Origin of the sequence: Streptomyces sp. NPDC050315 (assembly GCF_040655775.1) — a bacterium.
GTDB lineage: Bacteria > Actinomycetota > Actinomycetes > Streptomycetales > Streptomycetaceae > Streptomyces.
Window position 1 is genome coordinate 287,879 of sequence record NZ_JBFAKN010000009.1, and the last position, 19,574, is coordinate 307,452.

A 19,574-nucleotide genomic window follows, 5' to 3' on the forward strand; every position below is an offset into this window, starting at 1 on the left:
GGGCGCTCCGACGGGGTCGGCGGCGGTCAGCGCGGTGCGGACGGCCTCCGGCGGGCCGGAGGTGTCTTCGGACACACGGCTTGCCGAGGGGCGGAGGACGGCGCGAAGGGGCGCAGGGCGGCGGAAAGACGCCCCCGCCCTCGGGTCGCCTTTTCGGCGCCCCGGGGAGGCGGCCCCTCAGCTCACCCGCCGATTCGCCTTGGAGCGGGACCGCTTCTCGACGTACATCCGCTGGTCAGCGGATTGCAGGACCTCCTCGGCCGACATCCCGCAGCCCGCCCAGCCGATGCCGAAGCTGGCGCCGACCCGCACGGCCCGGCCGTCCACCCGGATCGGCGGAATGATCGCGTTCCGCAGGCGTACGGCCAGGTCCTCCGCGTCCGCCTTGCCCAGCCCGTCCGCCAGCACCACGAACTCGTCGCCGCCGAGCCGGGCGACCGTGTCCCCGTCCCGTACGCCGTTGGTCAGCCGCCGGGCCACCTCGATGAGGACCGCGTCACCCGTGTGGTGCCCGAACCGGTCGTTGATCGACTTGAAGCCGTCCAGGTCGCAGAAGAGCACGGCCAGCCCCTTGGCGCCGTCGTCCTCGGGCCCGTCCGACGGCGCGACGGCGTGCACGTGGCTGTCGTACGCGGGGCCCGTACGGGCCAGGTGAAAGCCCTCGAACGCCTCCGCGCCGCCGTCCGGCAGGAAGCCGTGCCCGTCGTGCTCCCCGCCGGCCGCCGAGGCGAACGCGTCCGCCTCCTCCGTTCCGGGCGGCCGCGAGCACAGCCGGGCGCTGAGCCGGGTCCGCAGCTCGGCGCTGTTGGGCAGGCCGGTCAGCGCGTCGTGGCTGGCGCGGTGCGCGAGCTGCAGCTCGTGCCGCTTGCGCTCCTCGATGTCCTCGACGTGCGTGAGCAGGAAGCGCGGGCCGTCGGCGGTGTCGGCCACGACGCTGTTGCGCAGGCTCACCCAGACGTACGAGCCGTCCCGCCGGGCCAGCCGCAGCTCGGCCCGGCCGCCCTCGGCCGAGGTCCGCAGCAGCGTCCCGATGTCCTCGGGATGCACCAGGTCGGAGAAGGCGTAGCGGCGCATCACGGACGCCGGACGGCCCAGCAGCCGGCACAGCGCGTCGTTCGTCCGCAGCAGCCGGCCGTGCTGATCGCCGCCCATCTCGGCGATGGCCATGCCGCTCGGCGCGTACTCGAAGGCCTGCCGGAAGCTTTCCTCGCTCGCCCGCAGCGCCTGCTGCTCGCGCTCCAGACGGACCAGCGCACGCTGCATGTTTGCCCGAAGGCGGGCATTACTGATCGCAATCGCGGCCTGGAAAGCGAACATCTGCAACGCCTCGCGCCCCCAGGCGCCCGGACGCCGACCGTTGCGCGGCCGGTCGACGGAGATCACGCCGAGCAGCTCGCCGCCCCCGGAGGACGCCGCGTACATGGGCGCGAAGAGGCGGTCCATCGGATGCCACTCGTCGGGGAAGCGCGGCGCGGGCCCGGAGGTGTGCCACTGCGGGACATCGTCGTCGTCCAGCACCCAGCCCTGGGTGTACGGGATGAAGCACAGGTCGCCCCAGCGCTCCCCCATGCTCAGCCGGCGCTCCCAGGACTCCCGGGAGCCGACGCGGCCGGACAGCAGCGCCTCGGCGCCCGCGCTCCCGGCCACCGCGGCCACCACGAGGTCGCCGTCGGGCCGTACGAGGTTGACCGCGGCGAGCTCATAGCCCAGCCCGCTGATCGCCCCGTCGGCGACGGCCTGCAGGGTGTCCGCAAGGCTGCGTGCGGTGTTCAGGTCGGCGACCACTTGGTGCAGCTGCCGCAGGGTCGCAAGACGGACGTACGGCTCCGACTCGGTCTCCATCGCTCGCTCTCCCTGAGACCTCGACAGCAACTCCAGGCTTCTTGTCGTCCTCTAGTCGTCCGATTGCCACGGCCACTGAATCACAGTGAGCTGTACACCCGGTACACAGGGTCAACAATTACCCCTTGCTGTGACTCAAGTCACAGAACACGCCGTGAAGTTACGGAGGTCACCCGAGCCCCCTTCCGGCGCCTCTGCGGGTCTCCTCCTATGTGTTCGTAAACTTCCTGAACGCAAATTCCGCGCTCTGACGCGCCCCGGCTCCGTCGGGGGTCCTAGGACGCGGCTGGTCCCGGGGCCCGATGCGGGCCGCCCGCGGTCCCGTTTAGCGTTCATGACGTGTTCACGAACAACCCTGCCGCCGCCGTCACCGATCCGCACACCGCTCGGGAGACCAGCCCCGATCCGGAGACCAGCCCTGATCGGGGGATGATCCCGCATGCTGGTGGGGTGAGTGCCGACGAGTTCCGTGCCGCCCTGTCCCGGCTCGCCGCCGGGGTCGTACTGATCACCGCCCTCGATCCGGAGGACGCTCCGGCCGACGAGGACCCGGCCGAGGACGGCTTTCCGGCCGGGGAGGACGCGCTTCCGGTCGGGGAGGACGCGGGGATGACCGCCACCGCGTTCATGTCCGTCTCGCTCGACCCGCCGCTGGTGATGGTGAGCGTCCGCAACGACTCCCGGATGGACGACATCCTGGAGCGGCAGCCCCTGTGGGCCGTCTCGGTCCTGACGGAGAGCCAGCGCAACATCGCCGGTCAGTTCGCCATGAAGGGCCGCCTCAGCGACCGCCTCCTCTTCGCGAGCGTCCCGCACGTACGGGGCGAGCGGACCGGCGCGGCACTCGTGAAGGGCGCCCTCGCCACGATGGAGTGCCGCACGGAACAGCGCGTCGTAGCGGGTGACCACACCCTCACGATCGGCCGCGTACTGACCGCCCACACCCCGAACATCGAAAGCAACCCACTGACGTACTTCCGGGGGCGGTACCGGAAGCTGGGATAGGGGGCGCGGGGGTTGGCGGCCCGGCCTGGGGCGCGCTGTGGCGGGGGCCGGCGGCACGGCCCGGCATCGGCCTGGCTTCTCTCAGTGCCAGTCGCGGCCCGAGCGGCCGCGCTTCGTGTCGCTGCGCTGCTTCTTCTCCCGCAGCCTGCGCTCATTGATGCCGCGCGGGATCCGCGTCTTGCGGCGCGGCTTCGGCGGCGGCGCGGACGCCTCCGCCAGCAACGACGCGAGCCGGACCGCGGCCGTCTCGCGGTTGCGCCACTGGGAGCGGTGCTCGGACGCCCGTACGGACACCACGCCACCGTCGATCAGCCGCCCGCGCTCCCCCAGCCGCTGCAGCGCGCGGTCCTTCCAGACCTCGGGCAGCGCATCGGTCGCGGCCAGGTCGAAGCGCAGCTCCACCTGACTGTCGGAAGTATTGACGTGCTGGCCGCCGGGCCCGGAAGACCGTGAGAAGCGCCAGACGAGCTCCGACTCCGGGAGGACGACCGAACCGCGGATGACATAGGGCCCGGACATGCCCCCCATGATCCCGCGCCCGCCCCCGTTCCGTCACCCGCATTTCCTCGCCCCTTCTTCGCCACCCGCACGAACGGCCGGCCGCCCGGCCGTGGGGCGGCATCAGGACTTGGCAAAGAAAGTAAAGGAAGCTGGAACCTCAAGGTCCCCGGCAGTCGTTGTGCAGGATGACGGTAGCTTCGTCCGGAGTACGGAGCCCGATGATTCGACGAGGAAAGAGGGCACTCCCATGGCTGTAAGCCTGTCCAAGGGCGGCAACGTCTCGCTCACCAAGGAGGCTCCGGGCCTGACCGCCGTCACGGTCGGCCTCGGCTGGGACGTCCGCACCACCACGGGCACGGACTTCGACCTCGACGCGAGCGCGATCGCGGTCAACCCGAGCGGCAAGGTCTTCTCGGACCAGCACTTCGTCTTCTTCAACAACAAGGCCACGCCGGACCAGTCCATCGTGCACACCGGTGACAACCTCACCGGCCAGGGCGAGGGCGACGACGAGCAGATCAACGTCAACCTCGCCGCGCTGCCCGCCGACGTCGAGAAGATCGTCTTCCCGGTCTCCATCTACGACGCCGAGAACCGCAGCCAGAACTTCGGCCAGGTGCGGAACGCCTTCATCCGCATCATCAACCAGGCCGGCGGCGCCGAGATCGCCCGCTACGACCTCAGCGAGGACGCCGCCACCGAGACCGCGATGGTCTTCGGCGAGCTGTACCGCAACGGCGCGGAGTGGAAGTTCCGCGCGGTGGGCCAGGGCTACGCCTCGGGCCTGGTGGGCATCGCCCAGGACTTCGGCGTCAACGTCTGACGGCCACTTCCGTACGACGGCCATTGCCGTACGGCGTGCCGGGAGGCCCGTCCGGCCTGCGTTTCACGCGGGGCGGGCGGGCCTTCGGCGTACGCGAGCTCGGGACGGGCGCGCCTTCCGGCATGCGTTCGCGTGGGGCGGGCGGGCCTTCGGTGTGCGCGGAACTCCTTCGCGCTGGGCCGCGCGCCCGGCCAGCATGAGCGTATGCCGCTCGTACTGGAACCGCTCTCGTCCCTCCTCGCCGCACACGACGGGCATCTGCCACCGCCGCTCCTCGACGAGCTGACGGATCTCTACGCATCCAACGCCGCGTTCTTCGCCCTCAGCGGCGACTTCCCCGACCCGTACGCCATCCAGCGCGACGAGGTCGCATCGAGCATCAACGGGGAGCTGACCCACCCGGCCGCCGAGGTACTGCTCGCCCGTGAGCACGGCAGCGAGCACTGGACTGAGCACGGCCGGCTGACCGGCCTGGCCGTCACCCTCACCGAGCACCCCGACCCGATCGACCCGTACCCCTGGGTCGGCCTGCTGCTGATCCATGGCGCGTACCAACGCGCCGGTCGCGGCCGCCGTTTGGTGGCACAGGTCGAGGAACGGCTGCGCGCGTCCGGCCACGACGGCGTACGTCTGGCCGTCCTGGATGCCAACCCGCAGGCGCTCGCCTTCTGGTCGACGCTCGGCTACCGCGCGATCGACCGCCGCACGGACCACGCGATGAACCGCCCCTGCACGGTCCTCCACAAGGCCCTCTAGGCGGCTTCGACCGGCGGCGCCGCGGAGGGCTCGGCCGGCGGCGCGGCGAGCGCGGCCAGTTCGTCGAGGGACACGCCGAGCGTCGCGCCCAGCGCGGCGACCGTGAAGAACCCGGCCGTCGGCGCCCGACCCGTTTCGATCTTGCGCAGGGTCTCCGCCGAGAGTCCCGCGGCCGCCGCGATCTCGACCATGCTGCGCTCGCCGCGCGCCGCCCGCAGCAGGGCGCCCAACCGCTCGCCGCGCTCGCGTTCCCAGGGAGTCAGAGGTGTACGGACCATGCCCGTGATACTAATACCGGTAAAGAAATACCGGTATAGAAATTGGACCGGTTGCTGACCTGTGTCGTCAATCGTCTTCCGCGCCCACGTCCGCGGCCCGCATCACGGAGGTTCACCCATGGTCGAGATCAAGACCGACACCGCGCTCGACGCCATGCGGCCCGCGGGCCGCGTCGTCGCCGACATCCTCACGGCCGTACGCGCGGCAGCCGCGCCCGGCGTGCGGCTGAGCGAGCTGGACGAGGTCGGCCGCGCGGTGCTGGCCGAGGCAGGCGCCACCTCCCCCTTCCTCCACTACCGCCCGTCCTTCGCCCCCACCCCCTTCCCCGCCACCCTCTGCACCTCCGTCAACGACGCGATCGTCCACGGCATCCCGAGCTCGTACCGGCTGCGCGACGGCGACCTGCTCAGCGTCGACTGCGGCGCGGCGCTGGACGGCTGGACGGGCGACGCCGCGGTCACCTTCGCCGTCGGCACACCGCGCCCCGAGGACCAGCGGCTCATGGACACCACCCGGCGCGCGCTGGAGGCGGGGATCGCGGCAGCCGTGGTGGGCGCCCGCATCGGCGACATCTCGCACGCCATCGGCAGCGTCGGCCGCGCCGCCGGCTACGGCATTCCGGCGGACTTCGGCGGCCACGGCATCGGCCGCCACATGCACGAGGACCCGTCGGTACCGAACGAGGGCCGGCCCGGCCGCGGCTTCGTACTCCGGCACGGCCTCGTGCTCGCCATCGAGCCGATGTTCCTGTCCGGCGGCCACGACGGGTACCGCGCGGCGGACGACGGCTGGACCCTGCTCACCACCAACGGCAGCCGCGCCGCCCACTTCGAGCACACCGTCGCCATCACCGACGACGGCCCCCGCGTCCTCACCCAGCCCTGACAGCCTGCATCCCCCAGCCCTGCCCCCTCCCGTACCGGAGCACGACTCCGACCGCCCCGGAGCACGTACTCCGACCGACGTGCGACCATCACCTACGTGATCGACCTCGGCTACTCGCTCTCCCGGCGCTTCCCCGACCCCCCGCAGACGGACTACCGCACCGCGGACGCCCGCGCGCTGCGCCACGACCTGTTCTGCGGGGACGTCTATCTCGCCGACACCGAGACGGACCGGGAACTCGCCACGTCCTGGGGCTGGGTGCCGGTCCTGGACTTCGCCTGGGCCCTGTGCGACATCGTCGAGCAACTCGACCGCGACCCGCACGGCAGCCGTGCAGCACGCCCGCAACACGCCGAGCTGGACTTCACCGAGTCGGCCGACCGGATGCTGTTCGAGCGCCGCTTCGGCTGGGTCGACGTCACCGCCGACTGGGTACCGGTCGACGAGGCTCCGCTCAGCTTCAACCACGCCGCGCTCCGCCGCGAGGCCCGCGACTTCCTGCACGACCTGATCGCCGACCTCACGGACATGCACGACGGGCTGGCCGACAACCCGCTCGTATGGGACCTCCAGGCCCGCTTCCCCCGCGTCTGATCACGCCCCCGCTCCCTTCTTCCTTCTTCCTTCTTCCTTCTTCTGCGCTCCCGCTCGTCACACCCCCACTGTTCGCGCCCCCGCTCGTCACTCCACCCGTACGCCCACCTCCGCCGCGAAGGCCGGGGCCAAGTCCATGAGCTGTGACGGGCTGATCACCGCGCCCGCGAGCCGGTCGATGCCCCGGGCGATGTCCAGCGCCGCCGCGCCCCGCAGATCGACGTCCCGCATCCGTACCTGGCTGAAGTCCGTACGCGCCAGGGTGCAGCCGTCGAACGTCACGCGCTCCAGCTCCGCCCCGCCGAAGTCCGCCTCCACCAGTACACAGTCCTCGAACGCGACGTCACGGAGCTTGGCGTTGCGCAGGTTGAGGAAGTCCAGCTTTCCGCCGCGCACCACGACCCGCTCCAGCACCGCGCCGTGCAGCTGCGTCCCGCCCAGCCGGGCATCCCGCACCTCCACATCGCGCAGCGACACCTGCGAGAGGTCCGTGCCGACGCCCCGCACCCCCTCCAGCACGCTGTCGATGAACCGCGCCCGGGCCAGCACCGTCTCGTCCCACGCGCACCGCCGCACCGCACAGTCCAGGAACCGGGCGCCCCGCGCCGACTGCCCCGCGAAGTCCGCGTCGGCGAACTCCAGTCCGTCGTAATCCCCCTCCGGCTCCCACTCCCCTCCGTCGTACGCCACCAGCTCCGGCAGCCGCACCTCCGGGCGTCGTACGGCCCGCACCGTCCGCCCCGCGTCCCCACCTCGGCCGGCCACCCGACCACCGCCCTTCTCCGCACCCGATCCGCACCGGTCCGCACTCGAGCCGCGCCCAGTCCGCGCAAGGTCCGCGCGGGTCCGCGACCGGCCGCGATCGGTCCGCTCACATCACCGTTCCGCCCCGACCTGACCCATCCTGCACCCCACCACTGACAATCGCCCTGACCTGCGCAAACAACGCTCATGTCACATCCGCCCCGGCTCCCTCGTCCAAGGAATCAAGGACCCACGGCAGGACGCCGGCAGGACACGAACAGGGAGGCCCACGCCATGCCCGCCCCGCACCGCTCGCACCGTCGGATCACCATCGTCGGAGGCGGCTTCGCCGGTCTCACCGCGGCCATCTCCGCGGCCGAGGCCGGTGCCGACGTCACACTCCACGAAGCGCACCGGTCGCTCGGCGGCCGCGCCCGTACCGACGAGGCGCCGTACCGCACCAACGAAGGCCCGCACGCCCTTTACCGCCGCGGCCCGCACTACCCCTGGCTGCAGCAGCGCGGCCTCCTCGGGCCACTCGCTCCGCTCGGCCTCCGCGAAGCCGCCCGGATCCGCTTCCACCACCACGGCGAGCTGCACCGTGTCCCGCCCCTCGCCCTCCTCCGGCTCCGCAGCCGTACGGACGCCCCCGTGGACCAGGACTTCCTCAGCTGGGCGAGCGCGCATGTCGGGGAGCCGGCCGCGCGCGCCGCCGCGTACTACACGGGCGTCGCCACCTTCCACCACGACCCCGGCCTGCTCTCGGCCGCGTTCACCCACCGGATCCTCTACCGCACCACGCGCCTCAACCCGGAAGCCCGGTACATCAAGGGCGGTTGGGGCGCGCTCATCTCCCGCATGGCGGACCACGCCCGCGGCCTCGGCGTACGGATCGAGACCGGCTCCCGGGTCGACGCGCTGCCCGAGGACCGGCCCGTCATCGTCGCCGCCCAGCTCGACTCCGCCCGTGCGCTGCTCGGCGACGACTCACTGACCTGGAGCAGCTCCCGTACGGCCCTGATCGACCTGGCGCTGCGGGCGCACCCGAAGAAGCAGCGGCCGGCCGGGAGGCGTCAGCCCGCCGATCTCTTCGTGGTCTCCGACCTCGACCGCTCCGGCTGGATCGAACGGTTCACCGCGCAGGACCCGACCCTTGCCCCGCCCGGCGAGCAGCTCCTCCAGGGCCAGGTCGGGATCGCTCCCCATGAGACGCGCGCCGATGGCATCGCACGCGCCGAGCGTCTCCTGGACGCGGGCTTCCCCGAGTGGCGCGAGCGCGTCACCTGGCGCCGCGACGCGCTCGCCACCGGCCGTACGGGGGCGGTGGACCTGCCCGGTACCACCTGGCGGGACCGCCCCGCCATCGACCGCGGCAACGGCGTCTACCTGGCGGGCGATCAGGTCGCGGCACCCGGTGTGCTGAGCGAAGTGGCGTTCACCAGCGCCATCGAGGCGACCACCCTCGCGCTCTCCGCCGCCCGTTCCGCCACCGGAGCCAGGCGACCGGCCCCCTAGGCCCCTAGGCCCCTAGCCCACGATCCCCATCTCCCGGGCCGTGTTGTTCAGCCGCCGTCCGCCCGTCTCCGTACACGTCACGATGTCCTCGATCCGCACCCCGAAGCGCCCCGGCAGATAGATCCCGGGTTCGATCGAGAAGCACATCCCCGGTACGAGGGGCAGGTGTTCGCCCTCCACCATGTACGGCGGCTCGTGCGTCGTCACACCGATGCCGTGCCCGACCCGGTGGATGAAGTACTCGCCGTACCCAGCGGCCTTGATCACCTTCCGCGCCACCCGGTCGATGTCCTGGCAGGCGGCGCCCGGCCGCACCGCCTCGAACGCCGCCTGCTGGGCCTCCCGCACGATGTCGTGGACCTTCCGCTCCTCGGAGGACGGCTCCCCCACGTGCACGGTCCGCGTGGTGTCGGACCCGTAGCCGTCCAGCAGCCCCCCGAAGTCCAGTACGACCATGTCGCCGTGCTCGATGACCCGGTCGCCCGCCTCGTGGTGCGGGTCGGCCCCATTGGGGCCCGAGCCCACCACCGTGAAGTCCACCTGGCTGTGCCCGTGCTCGCGCAGCAGCCGCGCGAGGTCCGCCGCCACGTCGCACTCCCGCCGGCCCTCGAAGGGCACCTTGAGGATGTCCTCGTACGTGGCGTCCGCGGCCGCGCCCGCCGCCGCCAGCCGCTCCACCTCGTACGCGTCCTTGACGGCGCGCAGCATCGGCAGCGCCTCCGTGAGCGAGGCGTACGCGCTGCCCGGGAGGGTCCGCTGCAGCCCCAGGAGGTGCATCGCCCACGCCGCATCGGAGATGCCGTACCGCCGCTCCGGTTCCAGCAGCTCCGCGAGCACCGCATACGGGTCCTCGCCATCGCGCCACCCGAGGAGCTCCGTCGCGCCGGCCCCCGTGGCGTGCTGCGCGTCCGCCCGCTCCAGTACGGGCACCAAGAGGCGCGGCCTGCTGCCCACGGAGAGCAGCAGGGCGGTCAGCCGCTCGGTGATCGCTGTCGGCTGGTAGCCGGTGAGCCACACCAGGTCGGGGCCGGGCGTGACGATCAGTCCGGCCAGCCCGGCGTCGGCGGCCGCCCGCACGGCCCGCTCCATCCGCCGCTCGTAGTCCTCCCGGGTCACCTCGATGCGCCCCGTGGCGCGCCCACCGGCCGCCGCCTCCGTACTCGCAGCAGCCCCTGCGCTCGCCGCAGCCGCCGTCGTCCCCTCAGAAGTCGCCATGCCCGGGAATTTACGCCGGAAGGGGCCCGCCGGGGACCGAACGTGCCGGGAAACCGGCGAGGACGCCGACGACGGCCCCGAGGACAGCCCCGAGGACGACGCGACAGGCCGCCGCCGACGACGCCGAGGACGGCCCCGAGGACGCCCCTGACAGGCCACAGACGAGGCCGCCGGCGACCCCGCCGACTCAGCCCTCCAGCAGCTTCTCCACCGCCGCCAGTTCGGCGCAGAGCGCCAGCCCCTCCAGCGCGTCGCCGAGCTCCTCCACGCGGGGGTAGCTGGGCGCGATGCGGATGTTGCGGTCGCGCGGGTCCTTCCCGTACGGGAACGTCGCACCAGCCGGGGTCAGCGCGACGCCCGCGTCCTTGGCGAGCTGTACGACACGGGAAGCGCAGCCGTCCAGGACGTCCAGGCTCACGAAGTAACCGCCCTGCGGGCGCGTCCAGGTCGCGATGCCGCTCTCCCCGAGCCGCTTCTCCAGGACGGTGTCCACCAGCTCGAACTTGGGCCGCAGCAGCTCCGCGTGGCGCTCCATGTGCGCGTGCACAGCCTCCGCGTCGGGCAGGAAGCGGGCGTGCCGGAGCTGGTTGATCTTGTCCGGGCCGATCGTCCGCTTGGAGAGGTGGCCGAGCAGCCAGGTGACGTTGGCGGGCGACGAGCCGAAGAAGGCCACGCCGCTGCCGGCCGCGGTGATCTTCGAAGTGGAGCCGAAGACGAACACCCGGTCGGCGTTGCCGTACTCCTCGCACAGCCCGAGGATGTCGGCGACCGGCTCGCGGTCACCCTGCAGCTGGTGCACGGCGTACGCGTTGTCCCAGAAGACGCGGAAGTCCGGCGCCGCGGTCTCCATGGCGGCCAGCCGCCGCACCGTCTCCGGCGCGTAGGTGGCACCCGTGGGGTTGCTGTACTTCGGTACGCACCAGATGCCCTTGACGCGCTCGTCGGCGACGAGGCGCTGGACCTCGTCCATGTCCGGGCCGCTCTCCGTCATCGGCACCGGAATCATGTCGATGCCGAGCTTCTCGCACACGGCGAAGTGCCGGTCGTAACCGGGTACGGGGCAGAGCATGGCCGTCCGGCCCTCCCGCGGCCAGGGACCGGGCGCCCCGGGGAGACCGAACAGGACGGCGTCCACCACCGACTCGTACATCAGTTCCAGGCTGGAGTTGCCGAAGGCGACCAGCTGCTCGACCGGTACCTGGAGCAGGCCGGCGAACGTCGTACGCAGCTCGGCCAGCCCCTTGAGGCCGCCGTAGTTGCGGCAGTCGGTGCCGTCCTGCGCGGTGTGGTCGCTGCCGCCCGGCAGGTCCAGCAGCGGCTGCGAGAGCGCCAGCTGCTCGGCGGACGGCTTGCCCCGGGTCAGGTCCAGGCGCAGCCCCCGCTCCTTGAGGCGGGCGTGCTCGTCACGGAGCTCTTCGAGCCGGTCGGACAGTTCGGTACGGGTGAGAGTGGTCAGATCCATGCCTGTCATGCCTGTGATCCCTGCTCAAAGTCGCGTGCGGTACTCCGTGACCGCGGCCACCAGGCGCGCGGGCAGCGCCGAGAGTACCTGGGCGCTGCCCGCGCTGCCGAGGCATTTGTGACGCACGCGGCTTTAGAGCCTGCGTCATGACCCCGGCCGTGCGCTTGTGGCTCGGCGTTTTACGACTCGGCCCGGGGGCGCCCGGGCAGCAGCGCGACGGCGAGGAGCGGGACGGCCGCGAGGACGAGCCAGGGGGCCGGGGCCGGCAGCCCGGAGTCGAGCAGCGAGCCGGTCGCGGCGCTGCCGGCCAGCACGAGCAGGCCGGATACCGAGGACATCGCGCCGGTGTACAGGCCGAGCCTGCCGCTGGGCGCCAGGTCCGGGACCCAGGCCCGGGCGGCCGGCGTGACCAGCATCTGGCCCAGCGTGAGCAGCACCACGAAGGCCGCGGCGGGCAGCAGCCCGGCGGTGCCGGTCCAGGCGGCCGGGCGGGCGGCGGCCACCACCGCGAACCCCGCGCCAATGAGGAGCAGCCCGGCCACCATGGAGCGGCGGAGGTCGAGCCGGTCGGCGGCCCAGCGGGTGACCGGCAGCTGCGCGACGACGACCAGCAGCGAGGAGAGGGCGAAGAGCCAGGCCAGTGGGGACTGCGAGCCGGCGGCACGGGCCACTTCGGCGGGGAGGGCGAGGTAGAGCTGGTTGTACGCCAGGAGGTACGCCCCGTAGGCGCCGCACACCGCGAGGAAACGCCGGTTGCGCAGCATCTCGCGCACCGCTCCCGGTGCCCGTACCCGCTCCCGGCCCGGTATGTGCTGCGGCAGCAGCCACAGGTGTCCGGCCAGTACGAGGACGAACACCCCGGCGCCGGCCAGGCACGCCGTACGGAAGTCGACGGCGAGCAGCAGGGCGCCCAGGAGCGGGCCGAGGAACGCGCCGGCCTGGCCCGCCACGCTGAGCAGGCCCAGGACGCGCGTACGGGAACCGTGCCCGGCCTCCTCCCAGAGCACCGACTGGCGGGCGACCTCGGACTCGACGGCGGGCGAGAACAGCGCGGCGGCGAACCCGATCAGCAGGACCGCGCCGATGACCGCCCACGTCTGCTGTGCGTACCCCAGCCAGGCGAAACCGGCGATCCGCAGGACGCAGCCGGTGAGGACGACGGGCCGTACGCCGTACCGGTCGGTCAGGGCACCGCCCAGTACGAAGAGCCCCTGCTGACTGAACGTCCGCAGACCGAGCACCAGACCGACCAGCCAGCCCGCCATACCGATGGCCGCACCCAGATGCTCGGCCAGAAAGGGCAGCACGGCGAAGAACCCGATATTGAACGCGAGCTGGGTCGCGATCAGCAGCCGCAGGAGGGGTGAGAGGTGCCGCCAGGTGCGCTCACGAGGGGGGCTTACTCGGGGCGGCTCGGACGGCTGGCCCTGAAGCGGGCCGGACGACTGGCCCTGGGGCGGCCCGGACGGCTGGCCCCGGAGTGGGCCGGACCACCGGCCCCGGAGCGCGGCGCCGAAGGGGCGCTCCCGGCCGGTCACCGGGCACCCGTCCCGGCCACCGCGGACTCCCGCGCCTCGGGCTCCGCTTCCGCTTCCGGTTCCGCCGCAGACGCGGGGCCGGAGCCGGGGCCCGAGCCCGGGGCCACGTCCGTCCCCCGCGTACTCCGAAGGACCCGCGGCACCCGCACCCCACCCGTAACGGTCACCGCCAGCGCGCCCAGCAGCGCGAGCACCGCGGCCGGCGCGAGGACCGTCCACGGAGCCCGCTCGGCGTACGGCTGGTTCTCGGCGAGCAGCAGGCCCCACTCGGGCGACGGCGGCTGCGCCCCGAGGCCGAGGAAGCCGAGCGCGGCGAGGGCCAGCGCAACGGCGGGGAGGCGCAGCAGCGCATGGCGGGTGACGGGCGGCAGGACGGCGGGCAGCAGCTCGCGCCGGAGCACGTACCAGCGGCTCGCGCCGAGGCTCCGCGTCGCCTCCAGATGCAGCGTGGCGCGCTCCTGTTGGAGCAGCGCGGCGGCGTGGGCGGCCAGCGGGGTCCAGGCGACGGCGGCCACGGCGAGCGCGGGGGTCGTGGGCCCGCTGCCCGCCACGCCCGCGACAAGGAGACCGGCGAGCACGGGCGGTACGGCGTTGACCGTGTCGACGAGCGGCCCGGACAGCCGGGGCAGCAGACCGAGCAGTACTCCGATGACCAGCGCGGCGGCGCTGATCGCGAGGGCGAGCGCCAGGGTGGTGAGCGCGCCGTGCCCGACCCGGGCCAGCATGTCCCGCCCCAGTGAGTCCGTACCGAACGGATGCGCCCACGACGGAACTTCCAGCCGCGCCGCGGTATTCAGAGCGAGCGGATCGCGCGGCAGACTGACCGCGACGACGCACACGAGCAACGCGCCGTACAAGAGGGGCAGCCGACCGCGCGCGGGCACCTTCGGGCCGTGCAAGGACTCCCGCGCCCCGTGCAGGGACTCCCGCGCCCCATGCAGCGACTGCAGCGCACCGTCGCGCAGCGCGGGGCCGAGCGCGAACCGGGCCACGAGACGGACCAGCCCGCCGACCACCGCCGCGAGCAGGACGAGCGCAAGCGTACTGGTCTGCAGTACGGGCAGATCCTGCGCCACGGCGGCCTGCAGGGTCGACCGCCCGAGCCCGGGAATGTCGAACACCTGCTCAACGGCGACCGAGCCCCCGGTCACGCCCACGAGGAACAGCCCGAGGTTCGGCAGCAGTCCGGGCACGCAGCGGCGCAGCGCCTGCCGGGCGATGCGCCGCTCCGGTATGCCGCGGGCGGCCGCCGCGCGCGCCCACGGTTCGGCGAAGGCGCCGGGCAGCAGGTCGTCGAGGAGCCGCCCGAGCAGCGCCCCGGCGGGCAGGCCGAGCGAGAGCGCGGGCAGCACCATCCACTGGGGCCCGTACCAGCCGAGCGCCGGCAGCCAGCCGAGGTGTACGCCGACCACGGTCGCCAGTACCGACGCGGTCAGGAACTCGGGCAGCGCGGCGAGCACGGCGGCGCCGCTGCCGCCCGGACGCCGCCCGGCGAGCCGACGGCGCGCGCCGAGCCGCAGCGTACGGGCGCACACCACGACGGCCGTACCAATAGCGACCACGATCGCCGCGCCCATGAGGAGCAGCGACACCCCCAGGGCATGCACCACCGACGGCAGCACCGCGTCACCGGAGATCCACGACCGCCCCGCGTCCCCGTGCAGCAGCCCGCCCGCCCACCGCCCGAGCAGGTGCAACGGCCCGGCGTCGAGCCCGAGGTCGGCCCGTACGGACGCCAGTACCTCAGGAGTGGGCGTACGCTCCGCCGCGCGCGCCTTGAGCACGGTCAGCGCCGGATCGGTACGCGACAACCAGGGCAGCAGCCCGATCCCGCACACGAGGGCGACGGCGAGAACGAGACGCCAGAGGCCCCTCATGCGATTGATACGGCTCACGCCCCTCATACGGCTCAGCGCCGGGTACCGGTGCCGACCAGCGTGCGCTCGTACGGGTCGAGGAGCACGCCCTCCACGGAGCCGCCGACGCCGGTGATGATCCGCTGGTGGACGAGCGGGACGACGGCGTCCGTGCCGAGGATCGCGGCCTCGGCGGCCATCGCCGCGTCCTGCCGCTTCTCGATGTCGGCCGTGTCCTCGGCCTTCCGCACGGCCGCGTCGACCTTCTTGTCGCACAGCTGGGCGAGGTTGTAGCTGCCGTCGCAGGTGTAGTCGCTGGCGAGGATGGATACGGGGTCGCCGGTGTCGAGCATGGTGTTACGGGCGCCGACGAACGCGTCGAACTTCCCGGCCAGCGCGTCCCCCTCGATCCGCGACGACTCGCGGACCTCCAGCTTCACCTTGAAACCGGCCTTCTGCAGCTGCTGCTTGAGCACCTGCGCGACCTCGGGCAGCTCGGGCCGGTTGTCGTACGTACCGATGGTGATCGCCTTACCGTCCGGATCCGTCGCCCCGGCCCGCCCGGCGGGCTTGCCGCGCTTGCCTTCCGCCCAGGTCAGCGCGGGCCCGAAGATGCCCTCGCCGGGGTCGGCGTGGCCCTCGTACACGTCCTTGGCGAGCGCCGAGGTGTCGATCGCCTTACGGGCCGCGGCACGCAGCCCCGGGTCCTTGAAGGCACCGGATTCGGTGTTGAGCTGAAGACTCGTCGTACGCGCCGTGGCGGTCTCCCGCCCGCTGCCCTTGTCGAGGGAGGCGGCCTGCGAAACGGGAACCGCCTCGGCGATGTCCACGTCATGCGTCCGCAGCGCGTTCGTCCGCGCGGTCCCGTCGGCAATGAACTTCGCGTCGATACCGGACGCCTGGGCCCGCCCGCCCCAGTAGTCGTCGAAGCGGTCGAGGGTGGCCGCGGTGGCACCGGTACGCTTCGTGATCTCGAACGGCCCGGTGGCGGTACCGATCGGACTGACCCGGCCGCCCTTTTCGCCGGCCTTCTTGTACGCCTTCGCGGAGAGGATGGCCAGTCCGGGACTGGACAGACGCTGCGGAAGCGCGGGATCGGGATCGGCGGTGGTGATCCGGACCTGATCGTTGCCCACGGGCTTGGCGGTGAGCGTCACGCCCGACAGCGCGGCCGTCACGGGCTCGGCCTTGCCGGCGTGCTCGAGGGCATCCGCGACAGCGGCCGGCGTGACCCGCGTACCGTCCTGGAACTCCGCCTCGCGCAGCGTGAACAGCCAACTGCGGTCGCTCTCCTTCTTCCAGGACGCGGCGAGCGCGGGCGCCGCGGCGCCATTGGCGTCGAGCTTGGTCAGGCCCTCGGTGACGCCGAGCCGACTGAGCAGGGTGGCGTCGGCGCCGTACGGCGAGAAGTTCTCGGAGGGCGGGAAGGCGAGGGCGACCTTGAGCCGGGCACCGTCCGCCGACCCGTTCGAGGACGAGCCGCTCCCGGCGGCGAAACAGCCGGAGAGCAGGGGGGCGACCAGCAGGCCGGCTATGAGCTGACGGCGGCGGACGGTATGCATGGTCCTCGTTCTGGGGTGGGGTTCGGGGCGTGGTTGTCGGGTGAGGTTTTCGGGCCGTACGGCAGCCAGAGCCTATCCGGCAACCGTTTTCATTAAATGCAGGCGACCAGGGTTTACGGGCTGACTCGCGGCCAGGTCTTGCGGGCTGGCTCACGGCCACGGTTGGCGGGCTGACTCATGGCCAGGGTTGGCGGACTGGCTCACGGCCTCATGGCCACCTCGAAATGCACGACCCGCGCCCCACCGGGCTCCTCCCGCTCGTCGAGCACCGCCTTGCCCATCGAGCGCCAGAAGTCCTCGGCACCGGGCACCGCCGGGTCCGTATGCAGATAGACCGACCGATACCCGCCGGCCGCCGCCGCGAAGTCGAGCAGCTCACCGACCAGCCGCCGGGCCAGCCCGCGACGCCGGTGCTCGGCCCGCACGTACACCCGCCGCAGCTGCGCCGTCTCACCGGAGGGAAACCGCTCGGCGATCCAGGCCGGATTCGGCGGGTGCGCGGGACCACGCGAATCGAGCGCGGCGGTGGCGACGACGCCACCGTCCTCCTCGTCCACGGCGACCAGCAGCGTATGCCGCTCGGGCCGCAGATAGGCGCCCTCCAGATCGATGATGTCGCCGTGCCACCGCGGCACGTACCCCGTACCGAAGTCGCGATAGACGGTGTCGAGCATGACGGCACGCGCAGCGCCGATGTCGTCGCGGGTAGCCGTTCTGATGCCGTAATCACGCACTTGCACATCCTAGGCATTAAGCCGGGACGGGCTACGGGGGGTGCGCGTGGCGGGCATCGCCTCCGGGGCGTGACGGGGCCGACGCGGTGGGCCCGAATGGCCACCGCGGAGGTGCATCAGCCGCGAGCGGGTGCCTGACTGAAATGGGTGCTGCACAGCTGGCGAGCGAGCGCCGGCAGGCCGCTCGCAGCAGCGCACGCTGCTCACAGCCGCGCACGCGCTCCCCGCCCCGGACGCCCCCTCGCCAAATCTCTCCCCCATGGAGGCCGCTCATGCCCAAAGTCACCGGCCCGTACGCCCCCGGCACCCCCTGCTGGGCCGACCTCATGGTCCCGGACCAGCAGGCCGCGCTCGACTTCTACCGCGACCTGTTCGGCTGGCAGGGCGAGATCGGACCGCCCGAAACCGGGGGCTACGCGGTCTGCTCACTGAACGGCGAGCCGGTCGCCGGAATCATGGCGGCGATGAACCCGGACGGCACCGTGCCCGACCCGATGCCACCGGCCGTATGGACCACCTACCTCGCCACCGCCGACGCGGACGCCACCGAGAACGCGGTCACGGCCAACGGCGGCCAGGTGATCATGCCGGGCATGGACGTGCTGACACTCGGCCGCATGGCGGTCATCAGCGACCCCACAAACGCCGTCTTCGGCCTCTGGCAGGCCCGCGACTTCCCCGGCGCCGGCATCGTCAACGAGCCCGGCGCCATCATCTGGAACGAACTCAACACCACCGACCCCGCCACCGCCTCGTCCTTCTACTCCACGGCACTGGGCCTCACGGCCACCCCCACGGAGGGCGCACAGGCCTACTACTCACTCTCAACGAACGGCCGCACGGTCGCCGGCATGCAACACCTCTCCACCCTCGAGGCCCTCCCCCCGAACACGCCCTCCCACTGGCTCCCCTACTTCGCAGTGGACGACCCCGACAGCACAACCGCCGCCCTCACCCGCTCCGGCGGCACCATCCTCAAGCCCCCCTTCGACATGATCGCCGGCCGAATGGCCCTCCTCCAGGACCCCCAAGGCGGCACCTTCGCCATCATCAAAACCAGCCCACCCGCCTGACCGCCCCCCAAACACAAAACGCCCCGAACCAATCCCGGCCCGGGGCGTTTCCGCAGCTCAGTGCGCAGAGCCCCCTGTCGGATTCGAACCGACGACCTTCGCTTTACAAGATCCTCCAGGGGTGCCGAGCACGAGACTGTCGCAGCCTCAGCCTGGACAGTGAGGTCTCCGGGCGGATGGCTCAGAGTGCCGACGTGCACGCCCGTTGCCGTCAGGCAACGCAGTCAGGCACACGTCTGCGGTCGCCCCTCGCCACCTGCTCCATCAGGCAGGCCGGAGAATCCCGTATGGAGAGAATCGCTCCTGCCGCCATGGGTATCGGTTTTCAAGAGAAGGCGGCTCCAGGGGCCGACGTAGCCATTGACCTGCCAAAGCGGTGAGGCGCCTTTGAATGGCCCTCAGTTTGGTCCGCGCCTCGTCCGCAGCATCGGGTCACCTAGCCCTCAGCGACAGCAGACTGTGTACCGGACGGACGAGACTGAGCCTCAGTCGCTTCCTCGAGGCTGGCGTCGGCGATGCGGCGCTTCACAGTCGATCAGCGGTCAGCGTGGCCGTGAGACCGCTTCGTGGAACTGACCGCGTAACTTGATACAACGCAGTTCGACGCCATTGACATCGAACACGGGATGTCAGCGAGCCCCCCAGCTCGGCCGCAGACTGACGCCTACAGCGCCAGTCCACAGGTACCTGCTGTCCGCAAGCGTCACTGGCAGCCACCATCTGGTCAGCTCCTTCTGAGCGAGAAAAGTCCTGGTCACTTGCAACCAGGCGCCGGGCAGGAAAGGAGATCACCAAGCCCACTCAGGGCATCTAGATGGCCAACCATTAGGCGTGTGCACCAGGAATCGTGCGGGCTGCGATTATGTCACTCTGCAGCTTTATGTGTTTATATGAAGCCTTAACTATACTTCTCCACGAAAAGAATGAACCTGCAGTCAGAGCAAGCCCAAGGGCACTGACTACGGTGATCGAAACACCAGCATTCGTGGCTTGACCATGCCGAATGAGGTTTCCGACTGCGGCAGCAGTCAACAAAACCCCATTCACCACCCAGCCTCGACAGACGCGCATGCGACTCCGCGCATACTCAGTGCGCGCCATGAAATATGGGACGGTAGAAACACGTTCGCGAGCAATGGTGTAGTCACGAGAACTTGAGAATCGCTCCGCTTTATACTTCTCACTGAGAG

At 71.7% G+C, this 19,574-nt stretch carries 17 protein-coding genes; 7 read left to right on the forward strand and 10 right to left on the reverse strand.

The features are described from left to right. Positions 1-177: 177 nt before the first annotated feature. On the reverse strand, positions 178-1,842 hold the full coding sequence (gene cdgB, locus AB0I82_RS30410; protein WP_363260607.1) for a diguanylate cyclase CdgB: 1,665 nt from the start codon (positions 1,840-1,842) through the stop codon (positions 178-180). 429 nt (positions 1,843-2,271) lie between these two features. Between cdgB and AB0I82_RS30415 the strand changes: the two genes are divergently transcribed. Beyond that, a complete protein-coding gene (locus tag AB0I82_RS30415; protein WP_363260722.1) occupies positions 2,272-2,847 on the forward strand; it encodes a flavin reductase family protein in 576 nt (191 codons plus the stop codon). Between the two features lie 81 nt (positions 2,848-2,928). Here AB0I82_RS30415 and arfB read toward each other — a convergent pair whose 3' ends face one another. After that, the gene (gene arfB / locus AB0I82_RS30420) at positions 2,929-3,375 is read right to left on the reverse strand and encodes an alternative ribosome rescue aminoacyl-tRNA hydrolase ArfB (RefSeq protein ID WP_363260608.1); all 447 of its coding nucleotides are present in this window, start codon (positions 3,373-3,375) and stop codon (positions 2,929-2,931) included. A 220-nt stretch (positions 3,376-3,595) separates the two neighbouring features. Here arfB and AB0I82_RS30425 point away from each other — a divergent pair, with 220 nt between their 5' ends. Both AB0I82_RS30425 and AB0I82_RS30430 read left to right on the forward strand, forming a co-directional pair. After that, positions 3,596-4,171: a TerD family protein gene (locus AB0I82_RS30425; RefSeq protein ID WP_031056366.1), complete on the forward strand. Its 576-nt coding sequence runs from the start codon at positions 3,596-3,598 to the stop codon at positions 4,169-4,171. Positions 4,172-4,375: 204 nt separating this feature from the next. After that, positions 4,376-4,927, forward strand: coding sequence for a GNAT family N-acetyltransferase (locus tag AB0I82_RS30430; protein WP_363260609.1), 552 nt, complete (start codon positions 4,376-4,378; stop codon positions 4,925-4,927). Here the strand turns inward: AB0I82_RS30430 and AB0I82_RS30435 are convergent. Then, positions 4,924-5,205, reverse strand: coding sequence for a helix-turn-helix transcriptional regulator (locus AB0I82_RS30435; protein ID WP_363260610.1), 282 nt, complete (start codon positions 5,203-5,205; stop codon positions 4,924-4,926). The genes AB0I82_RS30430 and AB0I82_RS30435 overlap by 4 nt on opposite strands. 118 nt (positions 5,206-5,323) lie before the next feature. Between AB0I82_RS30435 and map the strand changes: the two genes are divergently transcribed. Both map and AB0I82_RS30445 read left to right on the forward strand, forming a co-directional pair. Beyond that, positions 5,324-6,091: a type I methionyl aminopeptidase gene (gene map, locus AB0I82_RS30440; RefSeq protein ID WP_363260611.1), complete on the forward strand. Its 768-nt coding sequence runs from the start codon at positions 5,324-5,326 to the stop codon at positions 6,089-6,091. Positions 6,092-6,187: 96 nt separating this feature from the next. Continuing rightward, on the forward strand, positions 6,188-6,685 hold the full coding sequence (locus AB0I82_RS30445; protein WP_363260612.1) for a hypothetical protein: 498 nt from the start codon (positions 6,188-6,190) through the stop codon (positions 6,683-6,685). Positions 6,686-6,772: 87 nt separating this feature from the next. Here AB0I82_RS30445 and AB0I82_RS30450 read toward each other — a convergent pair whose 3' ends face one another. Further along, entirely contained in the window at positions 6,773-7,417 is a 645-nt protein-coding gene (locus AB0I82_RS30450; protein ID WP_363260723.1) for a pentapeptide repeat-containing protein, read from the reverse strand. 306 nt (positions 7,418-7,723) lie between these two features. On the opposite strand from AB0I82_RS30450, the gene AB0I82_RS30455 reads away from it, so the two are divergent. Continuing rightward, positions 7,724-8,944: an FAD-dependent oxidoreductase gene (locus tag AB0I82_RS30455; RefSeq protein WP_363260613.1), complete on the forward strand. Its 1,221-nt coding sequence runs from the start codon at positions 7,724-7,726 to the stop codon at positions 8,942-8,944. A 12-nt stretch (positions 8,945-8,956) separates the two neighbouring features. Here AB0I82_RS30455 and AB0I82_RS30460 read toward each other — a convergent pair whose 3' ends face one another. The 6 genes from AB0I82_RS30460 to AB0I82_RS30485 form a co-directional block, all read right to left on the reverse strand. After that, the gene (locus AB0I82_RS30460) at positions 8,957-10,033 is read right to left on the reverse strand and encodes an aminopeptidase P family protein (protein ID WP_363260724.1); all 1,077 of its coding nucleotides are present in this window, start codon (positions 10,031-10,033) and stop codon (positions 8,957-8,959) included. A gap of 313 nt (positions 10,034-10,346) precedes the next feature. Then, on the reverse strand, positions 10,347-11,621 hold the full coding sequence (locus AB0I82_RS30465) for an aminotransferase class I/II-fold pyridoxal phosphate-dependent enzyme (protein WP_363260725.1): 1,275 nt from the start codon (positions 11,619-11,621) through the stop codon (positions 10,347-10,349). A gap of 179 nt (positions 11,622-11,800) precedes the next feature. After that, positions 11,801-12,979, reverse strand: coding sequence for an MFS transporter (locus tag AB0I82_RS30470; protein ID WP_363260726.1), 1,179 nt, complete (start codon positions 12,977-12,979; stop codon positions 11,801-11,803). Between the two features lie 176 nt (positions 12,980-13,155). After that, positions 13,156-15,036 carry an ABC transporter permease subunit gene (locus AB0I82_RS30475; protein ID WP_363260614.1) on the reverse strand — a complete coding sequence of 627 codons (1,881 nt, stop codon included), beginning with the start codon at positions 15,034-15,036 and terminating at the stop codon, positions 13,156-13,158. 32 nt (positions 15,037-15,068) lie between these two features. Beyond that, a complete protein-coding gene (locus AB0I82_RS30480) occupies positions 15,069-16,577 on the reverse strand; it encodes an ABC transporter substrate-binding protein (RefSeq protein WP_363260615.1) in 1,509 nt (502 codons plus the stop codon). A gap of 200 nt (positions 16,578-16,777) precedes the next feature. After that, positions 16,778-17,311: a GNAT family N-acetyltransferase gene (locus tag AB0I82_RS30485; protein WP_363260616.1), complete on the reverse strand. Its 534-nt coding sequence runs from the start codon at positions 17,309-17,311 to the stop codon at positions 16,778-16,780. Between the two features lie 272 nt (positions 17,312-17,583). Here AB0I82_RS30485 and AB0I82_RS30490 point away from each other — a divergent pair, with 272 nt between their 5' ends. Further along, complete coding sequence (locus AB0I82_RS30490; protein ID WP_363260617.1) at positions 17,584-18,384, forward strand: VOC family protein; 801 nt, start codon at positions 17,584-17,586, stop codon at positions 18,382-18,384. The last annotated feature ends 1,190 nt before the right edge of the window (positions 18,385-19,574 follow it).